Origin of the sequence: Shewanella gelidimarina (genome assembly GCF_023283945.1) — a bacterium.
In the GTDB taxonomy this organism is placed as follows: Bacteria; Pseudomonadota; Gammaproteobacteria; order Enterobacterales; family Shewanellaceae; genus Shewanella; species Shewanella gelidimarina.
The window spans coordinates 62,537-82,625 of record NZ_JAKIKW010000023.1; the positions used below are offsets into that span (position 1 = coordinate 62,537).

At 45.8% G+C, this 20,089-nt stretch carries 18 protein-coding genes; 17 read left to right on the forward strand and 1 reads right to left on the reverse strand.

Annotated features, from left to right (window positions below; translation table 11 throughout):
• The 5 genes from leuC to glpK all read left to right on the forward strand — a co-directional run bounded on the left by leuC (position 1) and on the right by glpK (position 5,744).
• Entirely contained in the window at positions 1-1,401 is a 1,401-nt protein-coding gene (gene leuC, locus L2729_RS17480) for a 3-isopropylmalate dehydratase large subunit (RefSeq protein WP_248989417.1), read from the forward strand.
• Between the two features lie 11 nt (positions 1,402-1,412).
• A complete protein-coding gene (gene leuD / locus L2729_RS17485) occupies positions 1,413-2,018 on the forward strand; it encodes a 3-isopropylmalate dehydratase small subunit (RefSeq protein ID WP_248989418.1) in 606 nt (201 codons plus the stop codon).
• Between the two features lie 511 nt (positions 2,019-2,529).
• Positions 2,530-3,843, forward strand: a complete 1,314-nt coding sequence (locus L2729_RS17490; protein WP_248989419.1) for an outer membrane protein transport protein — start codon at positions 2,530-2,532, stop codon at positions 3,841-3,843.
• Positions 3,844-4,107: 264 nt separating this feature from the next.
• Positions 4,108-4,251: a hypothetical protein gene (locus tag L2729_RS17495; protein ID WP_248989420.1), complete on the forward strand. Its 144-nt coding sequence runs from the start codon at positions 4,108-4,110 to the stop codon at positions 4,249-4,251.
• Between the two features lie 11 nt (positions 4,252-4,262).
• On the forward strand, positions 4,263-5,744 hold the full coding sequence (glpK, locus tag L2729_RS17500) for a glycerol kinase GlpK (RefSeq protein ID WP_248989421.1): 1,482 nt from the start codon (positions 4,263-4,265) through the stop codon (positions 5,742-5,744).
• Here the strand turns inward: glpK and L2729_RS17505 are convergent.
• A complete protein-coding gene (locus tag L2729_RS17505) occupies positions 5,741-6,067 on the reverse strand; it encodes a hypothetical protein (RefSeq protein ID WP_248989422.1) in 327 nt (108 codons plus the stop codon). The two genes, glpK and L2729_RS17505, sit on opposite strands and share 4 nt — an antisense overlap.
• Positions 6,068-6,667: 600 nt before the next feature.
• On the opposite strand from L2729_RS17505, the gene mraZ reads away from it, so the two are divergent.
• The 12 genes from mraZ to L2729_RS17565 all read left to right on the forward strand — a co-directional run bounded on the left by mraZ (position 6,668) and on the right by L2729_RS17565 (position 20,086).
• Entirely contained in the window at positions 6,668-7,126 is a 459-nt protein-coding gene (gene mraZ, locus L2729_RS17510) for a division/cell wall cluster transcriptional repressor MraZ (RefSeq protein WP_248989423.1), read from the forward strand.
• 29 nt (positions 7,127-7,155) lie between these two features.
• Positions 7,156-8,112 (forward strand): 16S rRNA (cytosine(1402)-N(4))-methyltransferase RsmH, encoded by a 957-nt coding sequence (rsmH, locus tag L2729_RS17515; protein WP_248989424.1) that lies wholly within the window; start codon positions 7,156-7,158, stop codon positions 8,110-8,112.
• 8 nt (positions 8,113-8,120) lie between these two features.
• Positions 8,121-8,435, forward strand: a complete 315-nt coding sequence (ftsL, locus tag L2729_RS17520; RefSeq protein ID WP_101089374.1) for a cell division protein FtsL — start codon at positions 8,121-8,123, stop codon at positions 8,433-8,435.
• Positions 8,432-10,168, forward strand: a complete 1,737-nt coding sequence (locus tag L2729_RS17525; RefSeq protein ID WP_248989425.1) for a peptidoglycan D,D-transpeptidase FtsI family protein — start codon at positions 8,432-8,434, stop codon at positions 10,166-10,168. Before ftsL ends, L2729_RS17525 begins: the two co-directional genes overlap by 4 nt.
• Positions 10,168-11,649 (forward strand): UDP-N-acetylmuramoyl-L-alanyl-D-glutamate--2,6-diaminopimelate ligase, encoded by a 1,482-nt coding sequence (gene murE / locus L2729_RS17530; protein ID WP_248989426.1) that lies wholly within the window; start codon positions 10,168-10,170, stop codon positions 11,647-11,649. Before L2729_RS17525 ends, murE begins: the two co-directional genes overlap by 1 nt.
• Positions 11,646-13,013, forward strand: a complete 1,368-nt coding sequence (locus tag L2729_RS17535; protein ID WP_248989427.1) for a UDP-N-acetylmuramoyl-tripeptide--D-alanyl-D-alanine ligase — start codon at positions 11,646-11,648, stop codon at positions 13,011-13,013. The genes murE and L2729_RS17535 overlap by 4 nt, the downstream gene beginning before the upstream one ends.
• Positions 13,013-14,095, forward strand: coding sequence for a phospho-N-acetylmuramoyl-pentapeptide-transferase (mraY, locus tag L2729_RS17540; RefSeq protein WP_102038614.1), 1,083 nt, complete (start codon positions 13,013-13,015; stop codon positions 14,093-14,095). The genes L2729_RS17535 and mraY overlap by 1 nt, the downstream gene beginning before the upstream one ends.
• 14 nt (positions 14,096-14,109) lie before the next feature.
• The gene (gene murD, locus L2729_RS17545) at positions 14,110-15,426 is read left to right on the forward strand and encodes a UDP-N-acetylmuramoyl-L-alanine--D-glutamate ligase (RefSeq protein WP_248989428.1); all 1,317 of its coding nucleotides are present in this window, start codon (positions 14,110-14,112) and stop codon (positions 15,424-15,426) included.
• On the forward strand, positions 15,419-16,636 hold the full coding sequence (gene ftsW, locus L2729_RS17550; RefSeq protein ID WP_248989429.1) for a cell division protein FtsW: 1,218 nt from the start codon (positions 15,419-15,421) through the stop codon (positions 16,634-16,636). The genes murD and ftsW overlap by 8 nt, the downstream gene beginning before the upstream one ends.
• A gap of 11 nt (positions 16,637-16,647) precedes the next feature.
• On the forward strand, positions 16,648-17,745 hold the full coding sequence (murG, locus tag L2729_RS17555) for an undecaprenyldiphospho-muramoylpentapeptide beta-N-acetylglucosaminyltransferase (protein ID WP_248989437.1): 1,098 nt from the start codon (positions 16,648-16,650) through the stop codon (positions 17,743-17,745).
• Between the two features lies 1 nt (position 17,746).
• Positions 17,747-19,216, forward strand: a complete 1,470-nt coding sequence (gene murC / locus L2729_RS17560) for a UDP-N-acetylmuramate--L-alanine ligase (protein ID WP_248989430.1) — start codon at positions 17,747-17,749, stop codon at positions 19,214-19,216.
• A gap of 105 nt (positions 19,217-19,321) precedes the next feature.
• Entirely contained in the window at positions 19,322-20,086 is a 765-nt protein-coding gene (locus L2729_RS17565) for a cell division protein FtsQ/DivIB (protein WP_248989431.1), read from the forward strand.
• The last annotated feature ends 3 nt before the right edge of the window (positions 20,087-20,089 follow it).

Consider the following 20,089-nt stretch of genomic DNA (forward strand, 5'->3'; position numbering starts at 1 on the left):
ATGGCTAAGACGTTATATGAAAAGGTATGGGATGACCATATTGTGGTGGCGACAAAAGGTGAAGCGCCGATTATCTATGTCGATAGGCATCTGGTCCATGAAGTGACCTCGCCGCAGGCATTTAGTGGTTTGCAAGTTGCGGGTCGCAAAATGCGCGCGCCAGAAAAAACCTTTGCGACCATGGATCACAACACCTCTACCACCAGTGCCAGCTTAGATGCGTTAAGCCCTATGGCGCGTATTCAGGTGGAAACACTTGAGCGTAACTGTAAAGAATTTGGTGTGCGCCTTTATGATATTCACCATAAAAACCAAGGTATTGTGCATGTAATGGGCCCAGAGTTAGGCATTACCTTGCCGGGTACCGTTATTGTTTGTGGTGATTCACATACCGCAACCCATGGTGCTTTTGGTGCATTAGCATTTGGTATTGGTACATCGGAAGTTGAACATGTGATGGCAACGCAGACATTACGTCAGTTAAAAGCCAAGACCATGAAGATTGAAGTGCGTGGTCACGTTGCTGAAGGTATCACTGCTAAAGATATTGTGCTGGCGATTATCGGTAACATTGGTATGGATGGCGGTACCGGTTACGTTGTTGAATTCTGTGGTGAAGCAATTGAAGCACTCACGATGGAAGGTCGCATGACGGTATGTAATATGGCTATCGAGATGGGAGCCAAAGCCGGCATGATTGCACCGGATGCCACCACGGCTGCGTACCTAAAGGGGCGTGAATTTGCACCCAAAGGTATTCATTGGGATCAAGCCATTGCGGCTTGGGCTGATTTAAAAACAGATACCGATGCCACGTTTGATGCCACTGTCGTACTAGAAGCAAGCGATATTGCCCCGCAGTTAACCTGGGGGACCAATCCTGGGCAAGTGGTGGCGATTGATCAATTAGTGCCTAACCCTAGCGATGAAAGTAATTCTACCGCGCGTACCAGTATCGAGAAAGCGCTTCAGTATGTTGATTTGAGGGCGGGCACCTTAATGACAGATGTCGACATTAATAAGGTCTTTATTGGTTCATGTACTAACTCTCGTATTGAAGATCTTCGTGCAGCAGCAGAGCATGCCAAAGGACGTAAAGTAGCCCAAGGGGTTACTGCGATAGTGGTTCCAGGTTCAGGGCTGGTGAAGGAGCAAGCTGAAGCCGAAGGTTTAGACAAAATATTTTTGGATGCAGGCTTTGAGTGGCGTCTACCGGGTTGCTCTATGTGCTTAGCAATGAATGACGATAAGCTAGAAGCGGGTGATCGCTGCGCATCGACGAGTAACCGTAACTTTGAAGGTCGACAAGGGCGAGGTAGCCGTACTCACTTGGTGAGTCCCGCTATGGCCGCTGCTGCAGCTATTGCAGGTCATTTTGTTGATATCCGTAAACCTTACTAGAGAGTTAAGTTATGCAACCATTTATTGCACACACTGGGCTTGCGGTTATCATTGATAGCGCAAACATTGATACAGACCAGATTATTCCGAAGCAGTTTTTGTCCAAGGTGACCCGCGATGGTTTTGGCATTCACCTGTTCCATGACTGGCGTTATCTTGATGATGCAGGTCATGAGCCTAATCCTGATTTTAGTTTAAATAAGCCCCGCTATAAGGGAGCTTCAGTTTTAGTATCGCAAGAGAACTTTGGCTGTGGTTCGAGTCGAGAACACGCCCCATGGGCATTAGCTGACTTTGGTTTAAAAGCCATTATTGCCCCGAGCTTTGCTGATATCTTTTATGGCAACTCAATCAACAATGGTTTATTACCCGTTCAGTTAACAGAAGCAGAAGTTGCCCAATTGATCACAGAGATTGAAGCGCAGCCAGGCGCTGAGGTTAATGTTGACCTACAAGCATTAACCGTGACGTCGCCGTCTGGCGCGGTGTTTAGCTTTCAAATAGCCGAGTCTGCCAGACACAACTTGCTAAATGGTCTCGATGCGATTGGATTGACGTTAGCTCAGTCCGATGCGATTGCAACATATGAGGCAAACTTACCGGCATGGAGAGTTTAACCAAAGCCTGAAGATGTGATTGTTAAGCGTACATCTGTACCAGCGTATTGTTTTACGAAAGCCATTTAGGTTTAAACCTAAATGGCTTTTGTTTTAAACGTTACCGATAACCAGTTAACGCATTGTAATTATATGCTTATTAAGTTTTCCCTTAAGACCTTTTGCATCCATTTATTTTTCGGTAGTGATTTATGCTGCTAGCATTTGTTTTTTTGAGTGTACGTTTGTTTTTCTTTTTATGATGAGTATCGCTCTGTAATCACTGTCTTTTATATTCAATTTACTTTATTTAGTTATCTGCTTTAGCGACGTTTTTTATGTGTTTGTATCCTGTTTTAAATTTTAAACTGTGATCTGTGACGTGTTATCACTGCGCTTAATACTTTTAGGTGGTGTTTTATGCTGTTTTTATTAAAACGCTTGTAAAGATATTCTGTGCTTGTAAAATTCGCCCCACTTTAAAGTGGAGTGATTACTCTACTTGTTGTAATTACATAATTAGAGAATAAAAATGAATAAGCGTTTATTAACACTTGCCGTTAGCACGGTACTTTTGGGGAATGTGACACAGGTTCAAGCTGCTGGATTCCAGCTAGCTGAATACTCAGCTACGGGCCTTGGGCGTGCGTTTGCTGGTGAAGCGGCAATGGCTGATAACGCAGCAGCACAGTTTCGTAATCCGGCAATGCTTACCTATTTAACGGGTACCCAAATGACGGCAGGCGCCATTTTGGTTATGCCTAATATCGATATTAATGGCGATGTGACTTCTACTGATGGCACTAACCCGACCTCTGCTAACGACATTGCTGACGATGCCGTTATTCCCAATTTTTATGTCTCACATCAGATAAACGAACAGTGGTTTGTAGGCCTTGCGCTTGGAAGCAACTTTGGCATGGCGACTGAGCTGGATGATGAGTTCCGCGGTACTCAATTTGGTAATGAAGCGTCAGTCACGACAATAGAAATTAATCCCAATGTGGCTTACCGTATTAATGAGCAGTTCAGTATTGGTGCTGGTGTACGCTTTGTTATTGGTGAAGGCAGTATTGGCGCGAAAAGCTCAGCTGATGCAATTTTACCAACGCCTATTGGTAACTTACCTGTGCCGAAGGGAACAACGCTTAAGTACATGGAAGGTGATGATACTGCTTGGGGATGGCAGTTAGGCGGTGCTTGGCAAATTAATGCCGATAACCGTATCGGCGTTAACTATCGCTCAGCCGTGGATCAAAATCTGGAAGGTGAGGCTAAGGGTTTAGCATTTAACCCTATGGACCCAAACATGGAGATGGCAGGCTCTATGGAGTTGTCATTACCAGCAACTGCTGAGATTGCTTCATTCCATCAACTCAGTGAGAAGTTAGCGATTCATGCCAGCATTAACTGGACTGATTGGAGCTCGTTCGACAAATTAGAAGCGGTTATTCCGTCACTTGCTGAACCGACTCAACTAGTGAAGCAGGAAAATTGGGAAGATAATTATCGTTTTGCATTGGGTACGACTTATCAGTTAAATGACACTATTAGCATGAGAGCGGGTGTTGCTTACGATATGTCTGCAGTATCTGATGCGAATCGCACCTTGACGATACCAGAAATGGATCGTTTATGGTTGAGTGCCGGTATGGGTTACCGTATTAGCGAAAACTTCGATATGGACTTTGGCCTGACTTACATCTTTGCTGATGAATCACCAGTGGTTGAACCTCGTCCTGGTATCCCATCAGATGATTCTTCTGCACACTTTGGTGGTACTTTTAGTGGGACGACCAGCGGTAATATTTTGTTAGTCGGTATTCAAACAAGTTACCGTTTCTAAACTGATAATATTGTTAGTAGCATGACACTTTCAACACGTGAGTGTTGTTCAGTAAAGTGATAAGCCTCGCAATTGCGAGGCTTTTTACTTTCTATTGGGGTTGGATTATTAGATGAGTTTTATGGTAAAAAAGACTAATAATTATCTTTGTGCTTGGTCTAAAGGCCCATGCTAAGGGCTATTGATCTTTCTGGTACAAAAATGCTGACGTAGACCTCATCAAAAAGTGAACTTAGTGCGGTAATAGCACTTACCGATGCCAAAGTGACTCTGACTCAAGTGGTTGCCTCTGTTAATGATGTCAGCACGGTTGTGAAAGTAACCTGGATCTATGAGGGTGAAACGTCGGCGGATAATAGTCATATTGTGCAACCGGAAATCGGCCTGCTACAAGATACACGTCAATAAGGAAGTTTTTTGTGTCAAAGAAATATGTCATAGCGCTTGATCAAGGCACTACCAGTTCTAGAACCATCGTTTTTGATCATGACGCCAACATGGTGGCGAGCTCGCAGCGAGAGTTTGGGCAAATTTATCCAAAGCCGGGTTGGGTTGAGCATGATGCGATGGAGATATGGGCATCTCAAAGCTCAACGCTAATAGAAGCATTGGCAAGAGCCGATATTCATAGTGAGGACGTCGCAGCGATTGGCATCACTAATCAGCGTGAGACCACGGTTATTTGGGACAAAGTAACGGGTAAGCCAGTCTATAACGCCATTGTATGGCAATGCCGAAGAAGCAAAGCGATATGCGATGAATTGAAAGCACAGGGGCTTGAAGATTACGTTAGAGAGACTACTGGCTTGCTGTTAGATCCTTATTTTTCAGGTACTAAAATAAAATGGATCCTAGACAATGTTGATGGCGTAAGATCGCGGGCTGAAAGAGGGGAGCTTTTATTTGGCACCATAGATACCTGGTTAGTCTGGAAGCTTACCGAAGGTAAAGTGCATGTCACCGATCCAACCAATGCCTCGCGTACGTTATTGTTCAATATTCATCGCCAAGAGTGGGATGAAAAGCTGCTTAATGCACTCAATATCCCGCGATCCATTCTTCCTGAAGTCAAACCGTCGTCAGCGATCTATGGTCACACCCGTATTGTGGGTGAGGGTGGTAGCATCGCGATTGCAGGGATCGCTGGCGATCAGCAATCAGCGTTGTTTGGTCAACTATGCATTGATGAAGGCATGGCAAAAAATACCTACGGTACTGGCTGCTTTTTATTAATGAACACGGGCACAGAAGCGGTGAAGTCAAAGCATGGCTTACTAACAACCATTGCGGTCGGGGCTAAAGGCGAAGTCAATTATGCGCTCGAAGGGTCGGTATTTATGGGTGGCGCGACCATTCAATGGCTACGTGATGAGTTAGGTCTTATTCGAGATGCACAAGATACGGAGTACTTTGCATCAAAAGTAGATGACACCAATGGTGTATATCTGGTGCCGGCATTTGTTGGATTAGGTGCACCGTATTGGGATCCTGACGCTCGAGGCGCATTAGTTGGGCTGACACGTGGCGCCAATCGTAATCATATTATTCGTGCAGCACTTGAAGCCATTGCCTACCAAAGTCGAGATCTGCTTGATGCGATGAGTAAAGATAGTGGTGTGCAGCTTAAGCAGATAAAAGTGGACGGAGGAGCGGTCGCCAACGACTTTTTAATGCAGTTTCAAGCCGATATCACTAATGTAGAAGTGTTGCGTCCAGAGTTAACTGAAACCACGGCGATGGGGGCTGCCTTCTTAGCGGGATTAGCGGTCGGTTTTTGGAGTTCTACAGCAGAGCTTAAGCATAAATCGGGCATAGAGCGACGCTTTAAACCGCAGCTGAATGATGCTGCTAGAGCCACTCTGTATGATGGCTGGAAAGAAGCGGTGGCGAGAACGCGTTAGATATTGATGTCGATATGAGGAAAGGGCGAGTCATCTTCTTGATCAGCTGGAGAGTGTCGTTCTTCGTCATCACGCCTATCTTCGACATAGTTTTTACGTCTTTCTAACCTTGGTTCTAGCTGATAAAGGCCGGGTGGGGTTTTACGTCTTTCTTCTCGAGACTGACGTCTTTCTAAATTTGGCGGCAGTTGTGATTGCGGTTGTTCATGACTATCCGCTGCAATCGCGGCACTATTATCCACCGGCTTTACGCCATTTTTCTGTTTAATCTCACGCAGTGGTGGTCGTGCAAGCATGGCATAAACACTGTCTAAACTGATCATACGGCTCCCTCTTTGTAAGTTATTGATACCTTATATATCGGCCGCAACTGATTAAAATTTAGCCTGCTGGTGATGTTTTTCGAAATGAGTGATGGTTTAAGTCAAAGACTCCGCGATATTGGGGGATTTAATCGCATTGATATCTGCCCGAATCACCTGACGCTGACAACACAGATCCTGTGTTTTGAGTGCAAGATATTTATGATTAAGGCATGTTAATGGGTTAAATATCGTTAACCCTATTTTATCTGCAGTTCTCTGAAAGTGGCTTTTGCTTAGGTAAAGAGGCTAATTAAAGCTTTGTTAATAAAAGGGTGTAGGGAAAAAGCACCACTAAAGTATGACCTCAGATCCACTCTATTGCTCTCTACTGTCTGTTTTTCCTACTGATTAGAAATTTTGAATAACCTAGCTCCCACAAAATCCCCTATTTGTGCACTCGATTGCAACTAGATGAAAACTGGCTGCTAACCCGCTTGGTTACTGGATTTTAAATAGAGCAGAATCCTTGACAATTCTTGCATTCTGTCCCTAAACTTAGCTGTTGTGGGGAAATGTGGAAATTTGTGGATTTTAATAATTTAACAAGGATGACTTAAGGTGTTTTCTGGGGCGAGTGCTATCAGCTTAGATGCTAAAGGACGGGTCGCGATACCGAAACGGTACCGTGAGTCTTTGCATGCCCATCATAACAGCCAATTAGTGATTACTGTCGATATTCAATCACCTTGTTTACTGGTCTATCCAATACAAGAGTGGGAGCAAGTTGCCGCTAAATTATCCCAATTATCAGATACCCAACCTGCCGAGCGCGCGATCAAACGCATGCTACTTGGTTATGCCCATGAATGTGAGCTTGATGGCAATGGCCGAATTTTACTGCCGACACCTTTACGTCAATACGCCAATTTAGAAAAGCGGGCGATGTTAGTCGGTCAGCTTAATAAGTTTGAGCTGTGGGACGAAGCTGCTTGGCAGCAACAGATTGAAGAGAGTCGCATTGCGATTCTTAATGAAGATTTAGCAGCTAACCCACGTTTAGCTGACTTTTCGCTCTAACGAGTGATATTAACCAATAGAAGATGAACATGACGCAATCATTTGAACACCTATCCGTCTTGCTGACAGAAACAGTCGCAGGCCTAAACATACGGGAAGATGGCATCTACATTGATGGTACCTTCGGCCGCGGTGGACATTCAAGAAAAGTGCTAGAACAGTTAGGGCCTAATGGTCGTTTGATCGCTATTGATAGAGATCCGCAAGCTATTGTTGCAGCCCAGCAGTTTGAAGACGATAGCCGATTCCAAATTGTGCATGGCGGCTTTGGACAGTTAGCAGAATATGTAGAAGAGTTAGGCCTTAAAGGCAAAATCGATGGTGTATTGCTTGATTTTGGTGTGTCTTCGCCTCAATTAGATGACGCTGAGCGTGGTTTTAGTTTCTTGCGCGATGGCCCTCTTGATATGCGCATGGATAACTCACAAGGTCAAACGGCAGCTCAATGGATTGCCCGCGCTGAAATTGAAGATATGGCATGGGTATTTAAGACCTATGGCGAAGAGAAAAACTCTCGACATATTGCGCGTTGTATTGCGGCCGATCGAGAGAAAGAGCCCTTTTTACGCACCAAAGCGTTAGCTGACCTTATCGCACGTATTTCTAAAAATAAAGAGCGTAATAAGCATCCTGCAACACGTGTGTTTCAGGCGATTCGAATTTATATCAATAGTGAGCTTGAACAAATTGATCAAGCGCTTGAAGGGGCATTAAAAGTACTCGCACCTGAAGGTCGCCTATCAGTGATTAGCTTCCACTCATTAGAAGATCGCATGGTTAAGCGTTTTATTCGCCGTCACAGCCAAGGGGCAAGTGTGCCACATGGGCTACCTATCACCGAAGCTGAAATTAACAAAACACGTAAGTTAAAAGGCATAGGTAAAGCCATTAAGCCGTCAGTGGAAGAGGTTGAACGTAACGCGAGATCGCGCAGTTCAGTCCTGCGTATTGGCGAGCGCTTACCCTATGATCTCGACGAACAGTAAAGACTACGGTGAGTAAATCGCAGCTTAATCTGCCCCGTATTGTACTGCTCGATTTATGGCACCACAAATGGGTCATGGTGGTCGCACTCTTGGTGATGCTTAATGCCATTGCCGTGGTGTATACCAGTTACGAAGGCCGGCAATACATTAGTCAGTGGGAGCTGTTGTTACAAGAGCGAGACCGATTAGATATTGAATGGCGAAATCTGCTACTGGAAGAGCAGTCTCGCTCAGAACATAGCAGGGTAACCCGAATGGCGACCAAAGAGCTCAATATGAGACGGCCATTACCTAAAGAAGAGGTAGTAGTAAGAGTGCGATGAATAAACAAGCAAAACGCAAACAGAAACCACAGTTAATTCAATGGCGTTTATACGTTGTTGTGGCGTTTGTTTGCTTGTTATTTAGCAGTCTTATTGGGCGAGCGGCTTATATTCAGATTATTGAGCCGGAAAAGCTGCGTCATGAAAGTGATATGCGTACCTTAAGAACAACTAGCCGCGAAGTACAGCGTGGCTTGATCACCGACCGTAATGGTGAAATGTTAGCGGTCAGCGTACCCGTTAAGGCGGTTTATGCCGACCCTAAAGTGGTGCATGATGAAAATGGTTTTGTTGATATGCGCCGCTGGCAAGCATTAGCCGACGTGCTGCACGAGCCAAGAGATAAAATCCTCAAACGTGTACAAGCTAATCCGCGTAAACGCTTTACCTATTTGAAACGCCAAGTCACCCCAGCGGTTGCTGACTATATCAAAAAACTCAAACTGCCCGGAATCTATCTTAAGCCCGAATCGCGTCGCTATTATCCAACGAGCGAGATATCGGCACAGTTAGTGGGGATTACTAATATTGATGATCTTGGCATCGAAGGTATTGAAAATACTTACAATGATTGGTTAACGGGGACGCCGAGTAAACAGAAAGTGCGTAAATCTCGAGATGGTCACGTGGTTGAGCGTTTGGATATGGTGCAAGAGGGTGAAAGCCCGAATGATCTTGTATTAAGTATCGATCAGCGAATTCAACAATTAGCATATCGAGAGATAAAAAAAGCCACTGAAGTTAATCAAGCCACCTCTGCATCGATTGTGGTGCTGGATGTGAATACTGGCGAAGTGCTAGCGATGGCCAACACGCCATCTTATAACCCCAATTCTCGAGAGAATTTACAGAGCTATCGGATGCGCAACCGCGCCTTAACCGATGCCTATGAACCTGGTTCAACCATTAAACCGTTTGTAGTAGCTGCAGCACTTGATGCAGGCTATATCAAACTGGACGACATTATAAAAACCAGCCCAGGTCGTATACGCATTGGTGGCAAGATAGTGCGTGATGGGCGTAATTATGGTGACCTTTCTCTTAGCGGCATCCTTGTTCACTCCAGTAATGTTGGTATGAGCAAAATAGCCTTATCAATGCCAGTACAAGAGTTATTAGGTGCTTATCAAGCGATGGGCTTGGGCAACTACTCGGGGATTAACCTCGAAGGCGAAAGTGCAGGTCTTATCCATGACCGTAGGCGTTGGTCTGAGTTCGGACGGGCGACGTTATCATTTGGCTATGGCTTAATGGCGACCCCTTTGCAGCTGGCCAGAATGTACGCGACTCTCGGCAGTAAAGGTGTGCTTTATCCAGTTTCAATCTTAAAACTCAAGCAAAAACCTGAAGGTACTCAAGTGATATCCGCTGAAGTCGCGCAGAGCGTGATGGAGATGCTCGTAGGCGTAACGGAGAAAGGCGGCACGGCACGTAAAGCGCATATTGAAGGTTATCCCGTTGCAGGTAAAACGGGGACTGCCCGTAAAGCCGTTGCCGGAGGTTATGGTGAGGATTATGTGGCTATTTTTGCTGGAGTAGCTCCAGTACATAATCCCAGACTTGCCATTGCCGTTATCGTTAATGAGCCCAAAGGCGATCGCTATTATGGCGGTGATATCGCAGCTCCTGTCTTTGCATCCGTTATGTCTGCTGCGCTGCAGATGTTAAATGTAGAACCAATTTCTAGCCGCGAGAAAGTTCGTTTGGCCGTTTTATCTAGGAATGCAGAATAATGTTAATTCGAGATCTCCTTGCTCCTTGGTTTCACTATTCCGGAAGAGACGTTTTTAATGATTTAACGCTTGATAGCCGTGCGCTAAAAGTGGGAGATCTATTTGTTGCAGTCCCTGGTTATCAGGTCGATGGGCGACAGTATATTAAGGCCGCCTTTGCCAAGGGCGCCGCGGCAGTGTTGGTGCATACCGATTCTCCCGAAGAACATGGCAATATTACCTCCGAGATGGGACTGGAAATTGCTTTTTTTCAGCTTAATCGACAAGTGTCGGCGCTCGCAGCGCAGGCTTACCCAATGTCGAGTCAACGCCCACGAATTATCGGTGTGACCGGGACAAATGGTAAAACATCAGTCACCCAGTTAATCGCTCAGTTGCAGCAACTTCAACATAAGCAAGCTGCGGTAATGGGGACGTTAGGCAATGGCTTGTGGGGCCAGTTAGTTGACAGTGGCAATACCACTGCGGATGCAATCACCCTTATTAAGCAGTTACAAGATTTTGAACTTAGCCATGCCGATACGTGTGCGATGGAGGTGTCGAGTCACGGCTTAGTGCAAGGCCGCGTTGAAGCGGTACCGTTTGATGTTGCAGTATTTACCAATTTGAGTCGTGATCATCTTGATTATCATCACACGATGGAGGCTTATGGTGCGGCAAAACAGAGACTGTTTCATTTTAGCTCTTTACGCGCAGGGCTGATTAATTGTGATGACGCAACTGGCGCATCATGGTTAGCACAAACCTCTTCCGCTAAAACACCAGCGTCTAAAACATTAGCTTTCAGCATTAAAGGTGATACCAAAGCGGATATCTACGCCAAGCATTGTCAATATCATGATGGCGGTGTGTCATGCATCCTCGTTTGGCCTGAAGGTGAAGCTACGCTGGTGTCACCATTACTGGGTGACTTTAACTTGTCTAATTTAGTGGCTGCATTAGGCGCGCTATATCTTGTAGGTGAAGATATGGCTGCTCTTGTTAAGTCTGCCACCATGCTCACCCCCGTTGCAGGACGAATGGAGCGTTTCACGACAACCAACAAGGTTACCTTGGTGGTTGATTATGCACATACGCCCGACGCCATTGAACACGCTTTACGGGCATTAAGAGTGCATTGTAAAGGACAGCTATGGTGTCTGTTTGGTTGTGGTGGTGATCGTGATGCTGGCAAGCGTCCGATGATGGCCCAGAGTGCAGAACAGTTTGCCGACCACGTGATGGTTACCAGTGACAATGCCCGCAGTGAAAACCCCGAAGAAATTATCGCGGATGTGTTTTCCGGATTTACTGAACCGCAAAAAGCGCAATCACAAGTCAATCGGAAAACAGCGATAAGAGAGGTTGTGGCGATGGCTAAAGCGGGTGACATGGTGTTACTCGCGGGTAAAGGACATGAAACCTATCAAGAAGTTAATGGTGAAAAATTGAATTACGACGAACGAGCCTTTACGCAAGCGATAGCGGAAGGTAATGCATGATAACGCTATCACTGACTGAAATAGCTCAGCACCTCGGCGGTAAACTGCACGGTGAAGACCTGTCGATTGAACATGTGTCGAGCGACAGTCGTGCCGTATGTGACAAAACCCTTTTTGTTGCACTTAAAGGTGATAATTTTGACGGGCATAATTTTGTTGCATCAGCAGTAGAACTTGGTGCAAAAGCGGTATTGGTTGAACGTTTATTACCGATTGCGGTTTCGCAAATTATTGTGGAAAACAGTCAGCGGGCAATGGGCGAGATTGGCGCGTATGTTCGTCGACAGTTAGCGCCTATTTGTGTTGCGTTGACCGGTTCAAACGGCAAGACCAGCGTAAAAGAGATGGTCGCGACTATTTTGTCTCAGCAGCATCAAGTGCTTTATACCGCGGGTAACTTTAATAATGAGATTGGCGTGCCGCTGACGCTATTGCGTTTGCAGGTTGGAGACCAATTTGGTGTGTTTGAGTTAGGTGCTAATCATGCTGGTGAAATCGATTATACCTCGAGCTTAGTCAAGCCCAATGTTGCGATGGTTAATAACGTGGCTTCGGCACATCTTGAGGGATTTGGTTCTTTAGCTGGCGTTGCTAAGGCCAAAGCAGAAATATTCAATCATGTAGCAGCGGATGGCACGGCGATTATCAACGCTGATGATTCATTTGCGGCGGTGATGTTAGAAGCATCTAAGCATTTAGCGCAACTGACGTTTGCGATTGATGCCGACGCCAAGGTTAAAGCAACAGCATTACAAGCTGATAAAGGGGGTCGATACCACTTCAATATCTCCTATGCAGATCAACATGAGTCAGTGGCTTTGCCGCTGGCTGGACGTCATCAAGTTCTTAATGCATTAGCGGCCACAAGTATCTGTCTGGCGTTAGGACTGACATTAAATAATATCTGCCAAGGGTTAAGCTTACTTAAACCGGTAAAAGGTAGAATGTTGCCAACCAGCTTAGGCCGCGTAACCGTCATTGATGATAGTTATAATGCTAACCCTGCTTCGGTCGGTGCTGCGATTGACTGGCTGCAAAAAATTCAAGGGGATCGGTGTTTAGTGCTGGGCGATTTAGGGGAATTAGGCGACAATGCCGCCCTTTTGCACCGTGATCTAGGCAAAGAAGCTAAAACAAAAGGTGTTGATGCACTGTTTTGTGTTGGCGAGCTAAGTGAAGGTGCAAGTGTTGCTTTTGGTGCTACACACTATAAAGATATCAAGGAATTGGTCGAAGAATTAATAGCTTATATTAATGAACGTCCTGGAGATATCAGCATATTAGTCAAAGGTTCTCGCAGTGCGAGAATGGAACGTGTAGTTGAAGCTTTAACAATGGCCTTTGGTCGCGGGGAGTTTGTTTAATGCTGGTTTACCTGGCGGAGTATTTAACCCAATTTTACAGTGGGTTTAACGTATTTTCTTATGTCACATTTAGAGCCATTCTTGGCTTGATGACGGCATTAATGTTTAGTCTTTGGTGGGGACCAAAGATGATTAAGCGTTTGCAGTTATTGCAAATTGGTCAAGTCGTGCGCAGCGATGGTCCAGAGTCGCACTTTAGTAAGAGTGGTACACCGACGATGGGTGGCTTACTTATTCTTGCAGGTGTCTTCATTAGTGTATTGCTTTGGGGTGATTTGGGTAGCCGCTATGTGTGGGTTGTTCTGTTTGTTTTAGCAAGCTTTGGCACCATTGGATTTATCGATGATTATCGCAAAGTCGTTCGTAAAGACACTAAAGGCTTGATCGCAAGATGGAAGTATCTTCTACAGTCTCTGGCGGCCATTGTTATTGCGGTTTACCTCTATGCGTCGGCTGATCTTGCGGGTGAAACCCAGTTAGTAGTGCCTTTCTTTAAAGATGTTATGCCTCAACTTGGGGGCTTCTTTATCGTGCTAGTGTATTTCACTATCGTCGGTTCAAGTAATGCGGTGAATCTAACTGACGGACTCGACGGTTTGGCTATTATGCCAACGGTGATGGTTGCCGCTGCATTTGCACTGATTGCTTATCTTTCTGGCCATGTTCAATTCGCTAATTATTTGCATATACCTTATCTGCCTGGGGCAGGTGAATTGGTGATTGTCTGTACCGCTATAGTGGGTGCTGGCTTGGGTTTCTTGTGGTTTAACACCTACCCTGCACAAGTGTTTATGGGCGATGTTGGGTCTTTAGCGCTTGGGGCGGCATTAGGTGCTATCGCGGTATTAGTCCGTCAAGAGATCCTACTGGTGATCATGGGCGGTGTTTTCGTGATGGAGACGGTGTCGGTCATTTTGCAAGTTGGATCATACAAATTAAGGGGCCAGCGTATTTTCCGCATGGCACCTATACACCACCATTATGAATTGAAAGGTTGGCCTGAACCACGAGTTATTGTGCGTTTTTGGATCATCTCCTTATTCCTAGTTTTGCTAGGACTTGCAACATTGAAGCTTAGATAATACGGACGTATAACATGGCACAGCAGTATTCACACATCGTTTTAGGGTTAGGTGCAACAGGGTTATCTGTTGTGCGCTACCTGTGTGAGCAGGGGATAACCCCCTTGGTTATGGACAGTCGAATGAAACCTCCAGGGGCTGACAAGCTGGCTGCTGCCTATCCTAGCGTAGAGTTGATTGCTGGCGGATTTGATTGCCGTTATTTAGTTCAGGCTTCTCAGATAGTGATAAGCCCAGGTATTTCGGTTGAAACACCAGAGGTTCGCGCTGCATTTGATATGGGTATTGAGGTCATTGGTGATGTTGAGCTATTTGCTCGAGCGTTAGCAAATAGCCCTGCAAGTGTCATTGCTATCACAGGTTCAAATGGTAAATCGACAGTCACCACCTTAGTGGGTGAGATGGCTGCGGCAGCCGGACTGTCATACGCGATGGGCGGCAATATCGGTATTCCAGTATTGGATCTACTACTCGAGCCAAAAGAGCTATATGTGCTTGAACTGTCGAGTTTCCAGCTTGAAACAACTCATAGTCTTAATTGTATCGCGGCGACTTGTTTGAACATTAGTGCAGACCATATGGACCGTTATAGTGATTTAGAGTCTTATCGACAAGCCAAGTTGAATCTGTATGACCAAAGCAAGAGTGTGCTATTTAACCGAGAAGATCTGCTCACTTTGCCGAACAGTCCAATGAACCAAAACAGTTTTGGGTTAGATGCTCCTGAAGTCGATGCTTGGGGAGTCGTCGAGGGACAAATAGTGCATGGCAGTAGCCAGATAATGGCCATTCGCGATGTAGCCTTAGTCGGCAGTCATAACCATGCCAATCTCATCGCCGCAATGGCTTTGGCGACTGCGGCGGGTATCGAACGTCAATACCTTGTTGAAGTCGCCCAGCAATTTAATGGACTCACACATCGTTGTGAAGTGGTTGCTGATATTGCAGGCGTCACCTACGTCAATGACTCTAAAGCCACTAATGTCGGTGCCACAGTGGCAGCTATTGAGGGTTTAAGTGAACATTTAGGTGAATTAATTCTTATCGCTGGCGGTGATGGTAAAGGCGCTGATTTTTCGGCGCTTGCAACGGCATTGGAAAAAGTGAGTATCTTAATTACTCTTGGGCAAGATGGTGGCAAAATTGCGGCTTTAAAAGAGGGCGCATTGGCCGTAAATACGATGGCAGAAGCGGTTGCTTTGGCGAATGAACAGTCGACAGCAGGTGATATTGTGATCCTGTCACCGGCATGTGCCAGCTTAGATATGTACCCTAATTTTATGGCGCGTGGTGATGATTTTCGTGCTGAAGTTGGCAAGTTAAATGCCTAGCAATGAAAAGCAGTTAAGTCTGTTTAGTCACCGTTTTAAATGGTCGCTATCAAGCTTATTTACCGATAGATCTGCGCCGGGAATGCAGTTGTATGATCGCGCATTACTGTTTGCGATATTATCATTGATTTGCTTTGGGTTTGTGATGGTGATGTCGGCTTCGATGCCTGAAGCGCAGAGTTTAACAGGCAATCCATTTCACTTTGTTTGGCGTCACAGCGCCTATTTAGTGGGGTGCATAGTTATTGCTGGTGTTGTCCTACAAGTAGAGATGCGGCATTGGCAGAACTTCAGCCCGTTTTTACTGCTGATTGTTGGCATCATGCTAGTTGCTGTGCTCTTTGTTGGTACCACGGTAAACGGTGCAACTCGATGGTTATCCATCGGTCCTATTCGGATACAGGTTGCTGAGATCGCCAAGTTTGTTTTTGCAATATATATGGCGGGCTACTTGGTTAGACGCCACCAAGAAATTAGAGAAAATGCCAAAGGGTTTTATAAGCCGATTGTCGTATTTGCCGTGTATGCATTTCTTATTTTGATGCAGCCAGATCTCGGCACCGTGGTGGTGTTGTTTGTGGGCACTGTAGGGCTGTTGTTTTTAGCGGGGGCACGTTTACTGGACTTTTTCGCGTTGATTTTAACCGGCGTGTTAGCGTTCGTGGCGTTGGTGGCATTAGAGCCTTACCGTATGCGCCGAGTCACCTCTTTTTTAGACCCTTGGCAAGATCCATTTGGCAGCGGCTATCAGTTAACACAGTCGCTAATGGCCTACGGCCGAGGTGACTGGTTTGGTCAGGGACTAGGCAACAGTATTCAGAAGCTTGAGTATTTACCAGAGGCTCATACCGATTTTATCTTTGCTGTTATCGGTGAAGAGTTAGGATTTATTGGCATTATAGTGGTGCTTTCGGTACTGCTATTTGTGGCGTTGAGAGCAATAAAATTAGGCAACATGTGCCTTGCGCTTGAGCGAGCATTTGATGGTTACCTTGCCTACGGTATTGGCATCTGGATCTGCTTCCAAACCGTGGTGAATGTCGGTGCGAGTATCGGTATGTTACCGACCAAAGGATTAACCTTGCCGTTTATCAGTTATGGCGGTAGTAGTTTATGGGTCATGACCGCAGCGGCAATGATGTTGATACGAATTGACTACGAAAGAAGATTAAGTGTGACCCAAGCCGTAGAAGGGCGAGGTCCAAAATAATGAGTAAATTAATGACTGACCAAGCATCAGAGAAGCGCATTTTAATTATGGCAGGTGGCACTGGCGGCCATGTCTTTCCGGCGCTCGCGGTGGCGAAATACCTCAGTCAGCAAGGCTGGAAGGTGCGTTGGTTAGGCACGGCAGACAGAATGGAAGCAAGATTGGTCCCTCAACATGGTTTTGATATCGATTTTATTGATATCAAAGGTGTTAGAGGTAATGGCTTACTGCGTAAGTTAGCGGCGCCTTTTAAGGTGTTACGTTCGGTTATGCAGGCTCGCTCAGTGATAAAAGACTTTAAGCCTGATGTGGTGATGGGCATGGGCGGCTTTGCCAGTGGTCCAGGTGGTGTTGCCGCCAAGCTATCTGGCATTCCTTTGGTATTACATGAGCAAAATGCAATTCCTGGAATGACCAATAAGTTGTTATCCAAGGTGGCAAATGAAGTGTTATGCGCATTTCCTGACACCTTTACCGATGTCACCGCTGAAACCGTGGGTAATCCCATCCGTAAAGAACTCATCGCTCTTGGCGGCAATAGGGATACTGCATGCGAAGAAGATGCACTTAAAGTCTTAGTGGTTGGCGGTAGCCTAGGTGCAAAAATATTTAATGATGTGATGCCAAGTGTCCTTGAGGGAGTGAGTAAAACCCACTCTATGACGGTATGGCATCAAGTCGGACGCAATAATTTGGCGTCGGTGAAAAGTGAATACCAGCATTTAGGACAAGATGGCAGTGTTAAAGTGGCTGAGTTTATCGATGATATGGAATCAGCATATCGTTGGGCAGATGTTGTCGTTTGTCGCTCTGGTGCACTGACCGTTTCAGAATTAGCAGCAGTTGGACTACCCAGTTTGCTCGTCCCTTACCCGCACGCGGTGGACGATCACCAAACTAAGAATGCCCAAGTATTAGTAGAGGCTGGAGCGGCGTTTTTGCTACCTCAACCAGTGGTCGATAGCAGTAAATTGATCACCAAGCTGTCGATGCTGGCATCAGATAGAAAAGAGTTATGCAAGATGGGCGAGCGCGCCCGAGATGTGGCAGTACTCGATGCAACAAAAAGAGTCGCCGACGTCTGTATTAAATTAGCGGAAAAGGGTTGAGATGAGTAACAAAGCAGAGAAGTATTCGCAGCTAAGAACCATGATCCCTGAAATGCGTAGGGTCAAGCATATCTATTTTGTTGGAATAGGTGGTGCGGGTATGGGTGGTATAGCGGAAGTGCTTGTTAACGAGGGATACAAGTTAAGTGGCTCGGACATTGCTGAAAATGCGGTTACACAGCGACTAACACAGTTAGGTGTGGTTATTCATATTGGCCACGATGCCAGTCAAGTTAAAGATGTGGACGTTGTGGTGGTTTCAACCGCGATTAGTGCAGATAACCCAGAACTCATTGCGGCCAAGGAATTGCGCATACCAGTAGTACAGCGTGCTGAAATGCTCGCTGAGTTGATGCGATATCGTCATGGCGTTGCGGTAGCTGGAACCCATGGTAAAACTACTACCACGAGCTTAATCGCCAGTGTATATGCTGAGGCTGATCGCGATCCAACGTTTGTCATCGGTGGCTTGTTGAATAGTGCGGGCACTAATGCTCGTCTAGGCCATAGTCGTTATTTAATCGCTGAAGCTGATGAAAGCGATGCGAGCTTTTTACACCTGCAACCCATGGTCAGCGTAGTGACCAACATTGAAGCCGACCATATGGATACCTATGGCGGCGATATTGAGAAGTTAAAGACGACATTTGTCGACTTTATTCATAACCTTCCCTTTTATGGTGTCGCAGTTGTTTGTATCGATGACCCTATTGTGCGTGAGTTATTGCCACGCTTTAGCAGAAAAATAGTCACTTATGGTTTTAGTGAAGAGGCTGATGTACAAGCCACCAACTTCTCGCAAACCGGTTATAGCAGTCAATTTACCGTTAAGCGTAATGGGGTAGAAGATCTGCAATTGTCGGTCAACTTGCCGGGTGAGCACAATGTGCTAAATGCATTAGCGGCAATTGCGGTAGCAAGTGAAGACGACATTGAAGACGAAGCAATCATTAAGGCACTGGCTGAGTTCCAGGGGATTGGCCGCCGTTTCCAGCAAGTTGGAGATTTTGAAACTCGTAAAGGTGAGATCAAACTGGTTGATGATTACGGTCATCATCCTAGTGAAGTAGCAGCCACGATTAAAGCGGCTAGACAGGGATGGCCTGAACGAAGATTGGTGATGATCTATCAGCCGCACCGTTACAGCCGCACTCGCGATCTTTACGAAGATTTTGTTGAAGTACTGTCTCAAGTTGATTGCTTGTTATTGCTTGATGTTTATGCCGCTGGCGAAGCGCCTATACCGGGAGCCGATAGTCGGGCATTATGTCGCTCTATTCGTGTTAGAGGTCAACTCGAACCTGTTTTTGTTGCCAGTGCCGAGCAGCTGCAAACCGTGTTGCCGGAACTACTTCAACACGGTGATCTGCTTCTCACTCAAGGGGCGGGTAACATTGGCTTGTTATCGCGAAATTTGGCAGAGTCAAATTTGGGGTTTGACTCAAAACATGCTGAAGATAAAAATGGGTAACTTAGAAAGATATTCAGTGAGTTACGCTGTAAATTTTGACGATCGGAATAAGGTCTATATAATGGCCGGTTTTCTGTCTTCGCGACTTCAAAAGAGGACGTGAGGATGTCTTGGAGCGATAAAGGCCAACGTGTTCGGATTTTGCTGTTAAAAGCGGACTGGTATTTATGCTTTGGGTTAGTGTTTTTATTGTGTGTTTTAATCGGGCTTTCAGCTGCGGCCTTTAAACTCAGTGCGGTATTGAATGATGCTGATGCGTTGCCGATAGAAGCTGTTGCGATTAAAGGCGAGCGACGTTATACCGCAGATAAAGAGATTCAAGTGGCGCTACAAGATTTAATGCAGAGAAGTTTTTTCTCTGCAGACATAAATGAAGTGCAACAAGCATTGGAAGATCTGCCATGGGTTTATCGAGCATCGGTTAGGCGAGAGTGGCCAGCAAAGTTAAAAGTGTATTTAGTCGAACAGACACCGGTAGCCCAATGGAACGGCGATGCTTGGCTCAATACCTATGGTGATGTATTTGACGCGCCAGTGAAGGAGGGAATACCGAATTTACCGTCGCTTACTGGACCAGAGAATCAAGGTAAATCAGTGTTAACAACTTACCAGCAGCTGGGAGAGTTGTTAACCATAAACGGATTTATTTTGCAGAGTTTGAGCTTAAGTGCAAGGCATGCATGGCATGCAGAATTAAACAACGGTATCAAGCTTGAGCTTGGCCGTGAAGATAGTATGGCAAGGATACAACGATTTATTCATGTCTACCCCAAGCTTGCAGCGCAAGATAAAAAGGTAGGGGTGGTGGATTTGCGCTACGACACTGGATTGGCCGTAGATTGGGATGATGCACAAACAGAGAGCCGTTAATTA

Bases quoted from the DNA above. Each gene is read 5' to 3' on its own strand.
- murD (WP_248989428.1), top strand. From the start codon at position 14,110: ATGGCACAGCAGTATTCACACATCGTTTTAGGGTTAGGTGCAACAGGG.
- leuC (WP_248989417.1), top strand. From the start codon at position 1: ATGGCTAAGACGTTATATGAAAAGGTATGGGATGACCATATTGTGGTG.
- L2729_RS17535 (WP_248989427.1), top strand. From the start codon at position 11,646: ATGATAACGCTATCACTGACTGAAATAGCTCAGCACCTCGGCGGTAAA.
- ftsW (WP_248989429.1), top strand. From the start codon at position 15,419: ATGCCTAGCAATGAAAAGCAGTTAAGTCTGTTTAGTCACCGTTTTAAA.
- murE (WP_248989426.1), top strand. From the start codon at position 10,168: ATGTTAATTCGAGATCTCCTTGCTCCTTGGTTTCACTATTCCGGAAGA.
- L2729_RS17565 (WP_248989431.1), top strand. From the start codon at position 19,322: ATGTCTTGGAGCGATAAAGGCCAACGTGTTCGGATTTTGCTGTTAAAA.
- L2729_RS17505 (WP_248989422.1), bottom strand. From the start codon at position 6,067: ATGATCAGTTTAGACAGTGTTTATGCCATGCTTGCACGACCACCACTG.
- murC (WP_248989430.1), top strand. From the start codon at position 17,747: ATGAGTAACAAAGCAGAGAAGTATTCGCAGCTAAGAACCATGATCCCT.
- mraY (WP_102038614.1), top strand. From the start codon at position 13,013: ATGCTGGTTTACCTGGCGGAGTATTTAACCCAATTTTACAGTGGGTTT.
- leuD (WP_248989418.1), top strand. From the start codon at position 1,413: ATGCAACCATTTATTGCACACACTGGGCTTGCGGTTATCATTGATAGC.
- L2729_RS17490 (WP_248989419.1), top strand. From the start codon at position 2,530: ATGAATAAGCGTTTATTAACACTTGCCGTTAGCACGGTACTTTTGGGG.
- murG (WP_248989437.1), top strand. From the start codon at position 16,648: ATGACTGACCAAGCATCAGAGAAGCGCATTTTAATTATGGCAGGTGGC.
- L2729_RS17525 (WP_248989425.1), top strand. From the start codon at position 8,432: ATGAATAAACAAGCAAAACGCAAACAGAAACCACAGTTAATTCAATGG.
- rsmH (WP_248989424.1), top strand. From the start codon at position 7,156: ATGACGCAATCATTTGAACACCTATCCGTCTTGCTGACAGAAACAGTC.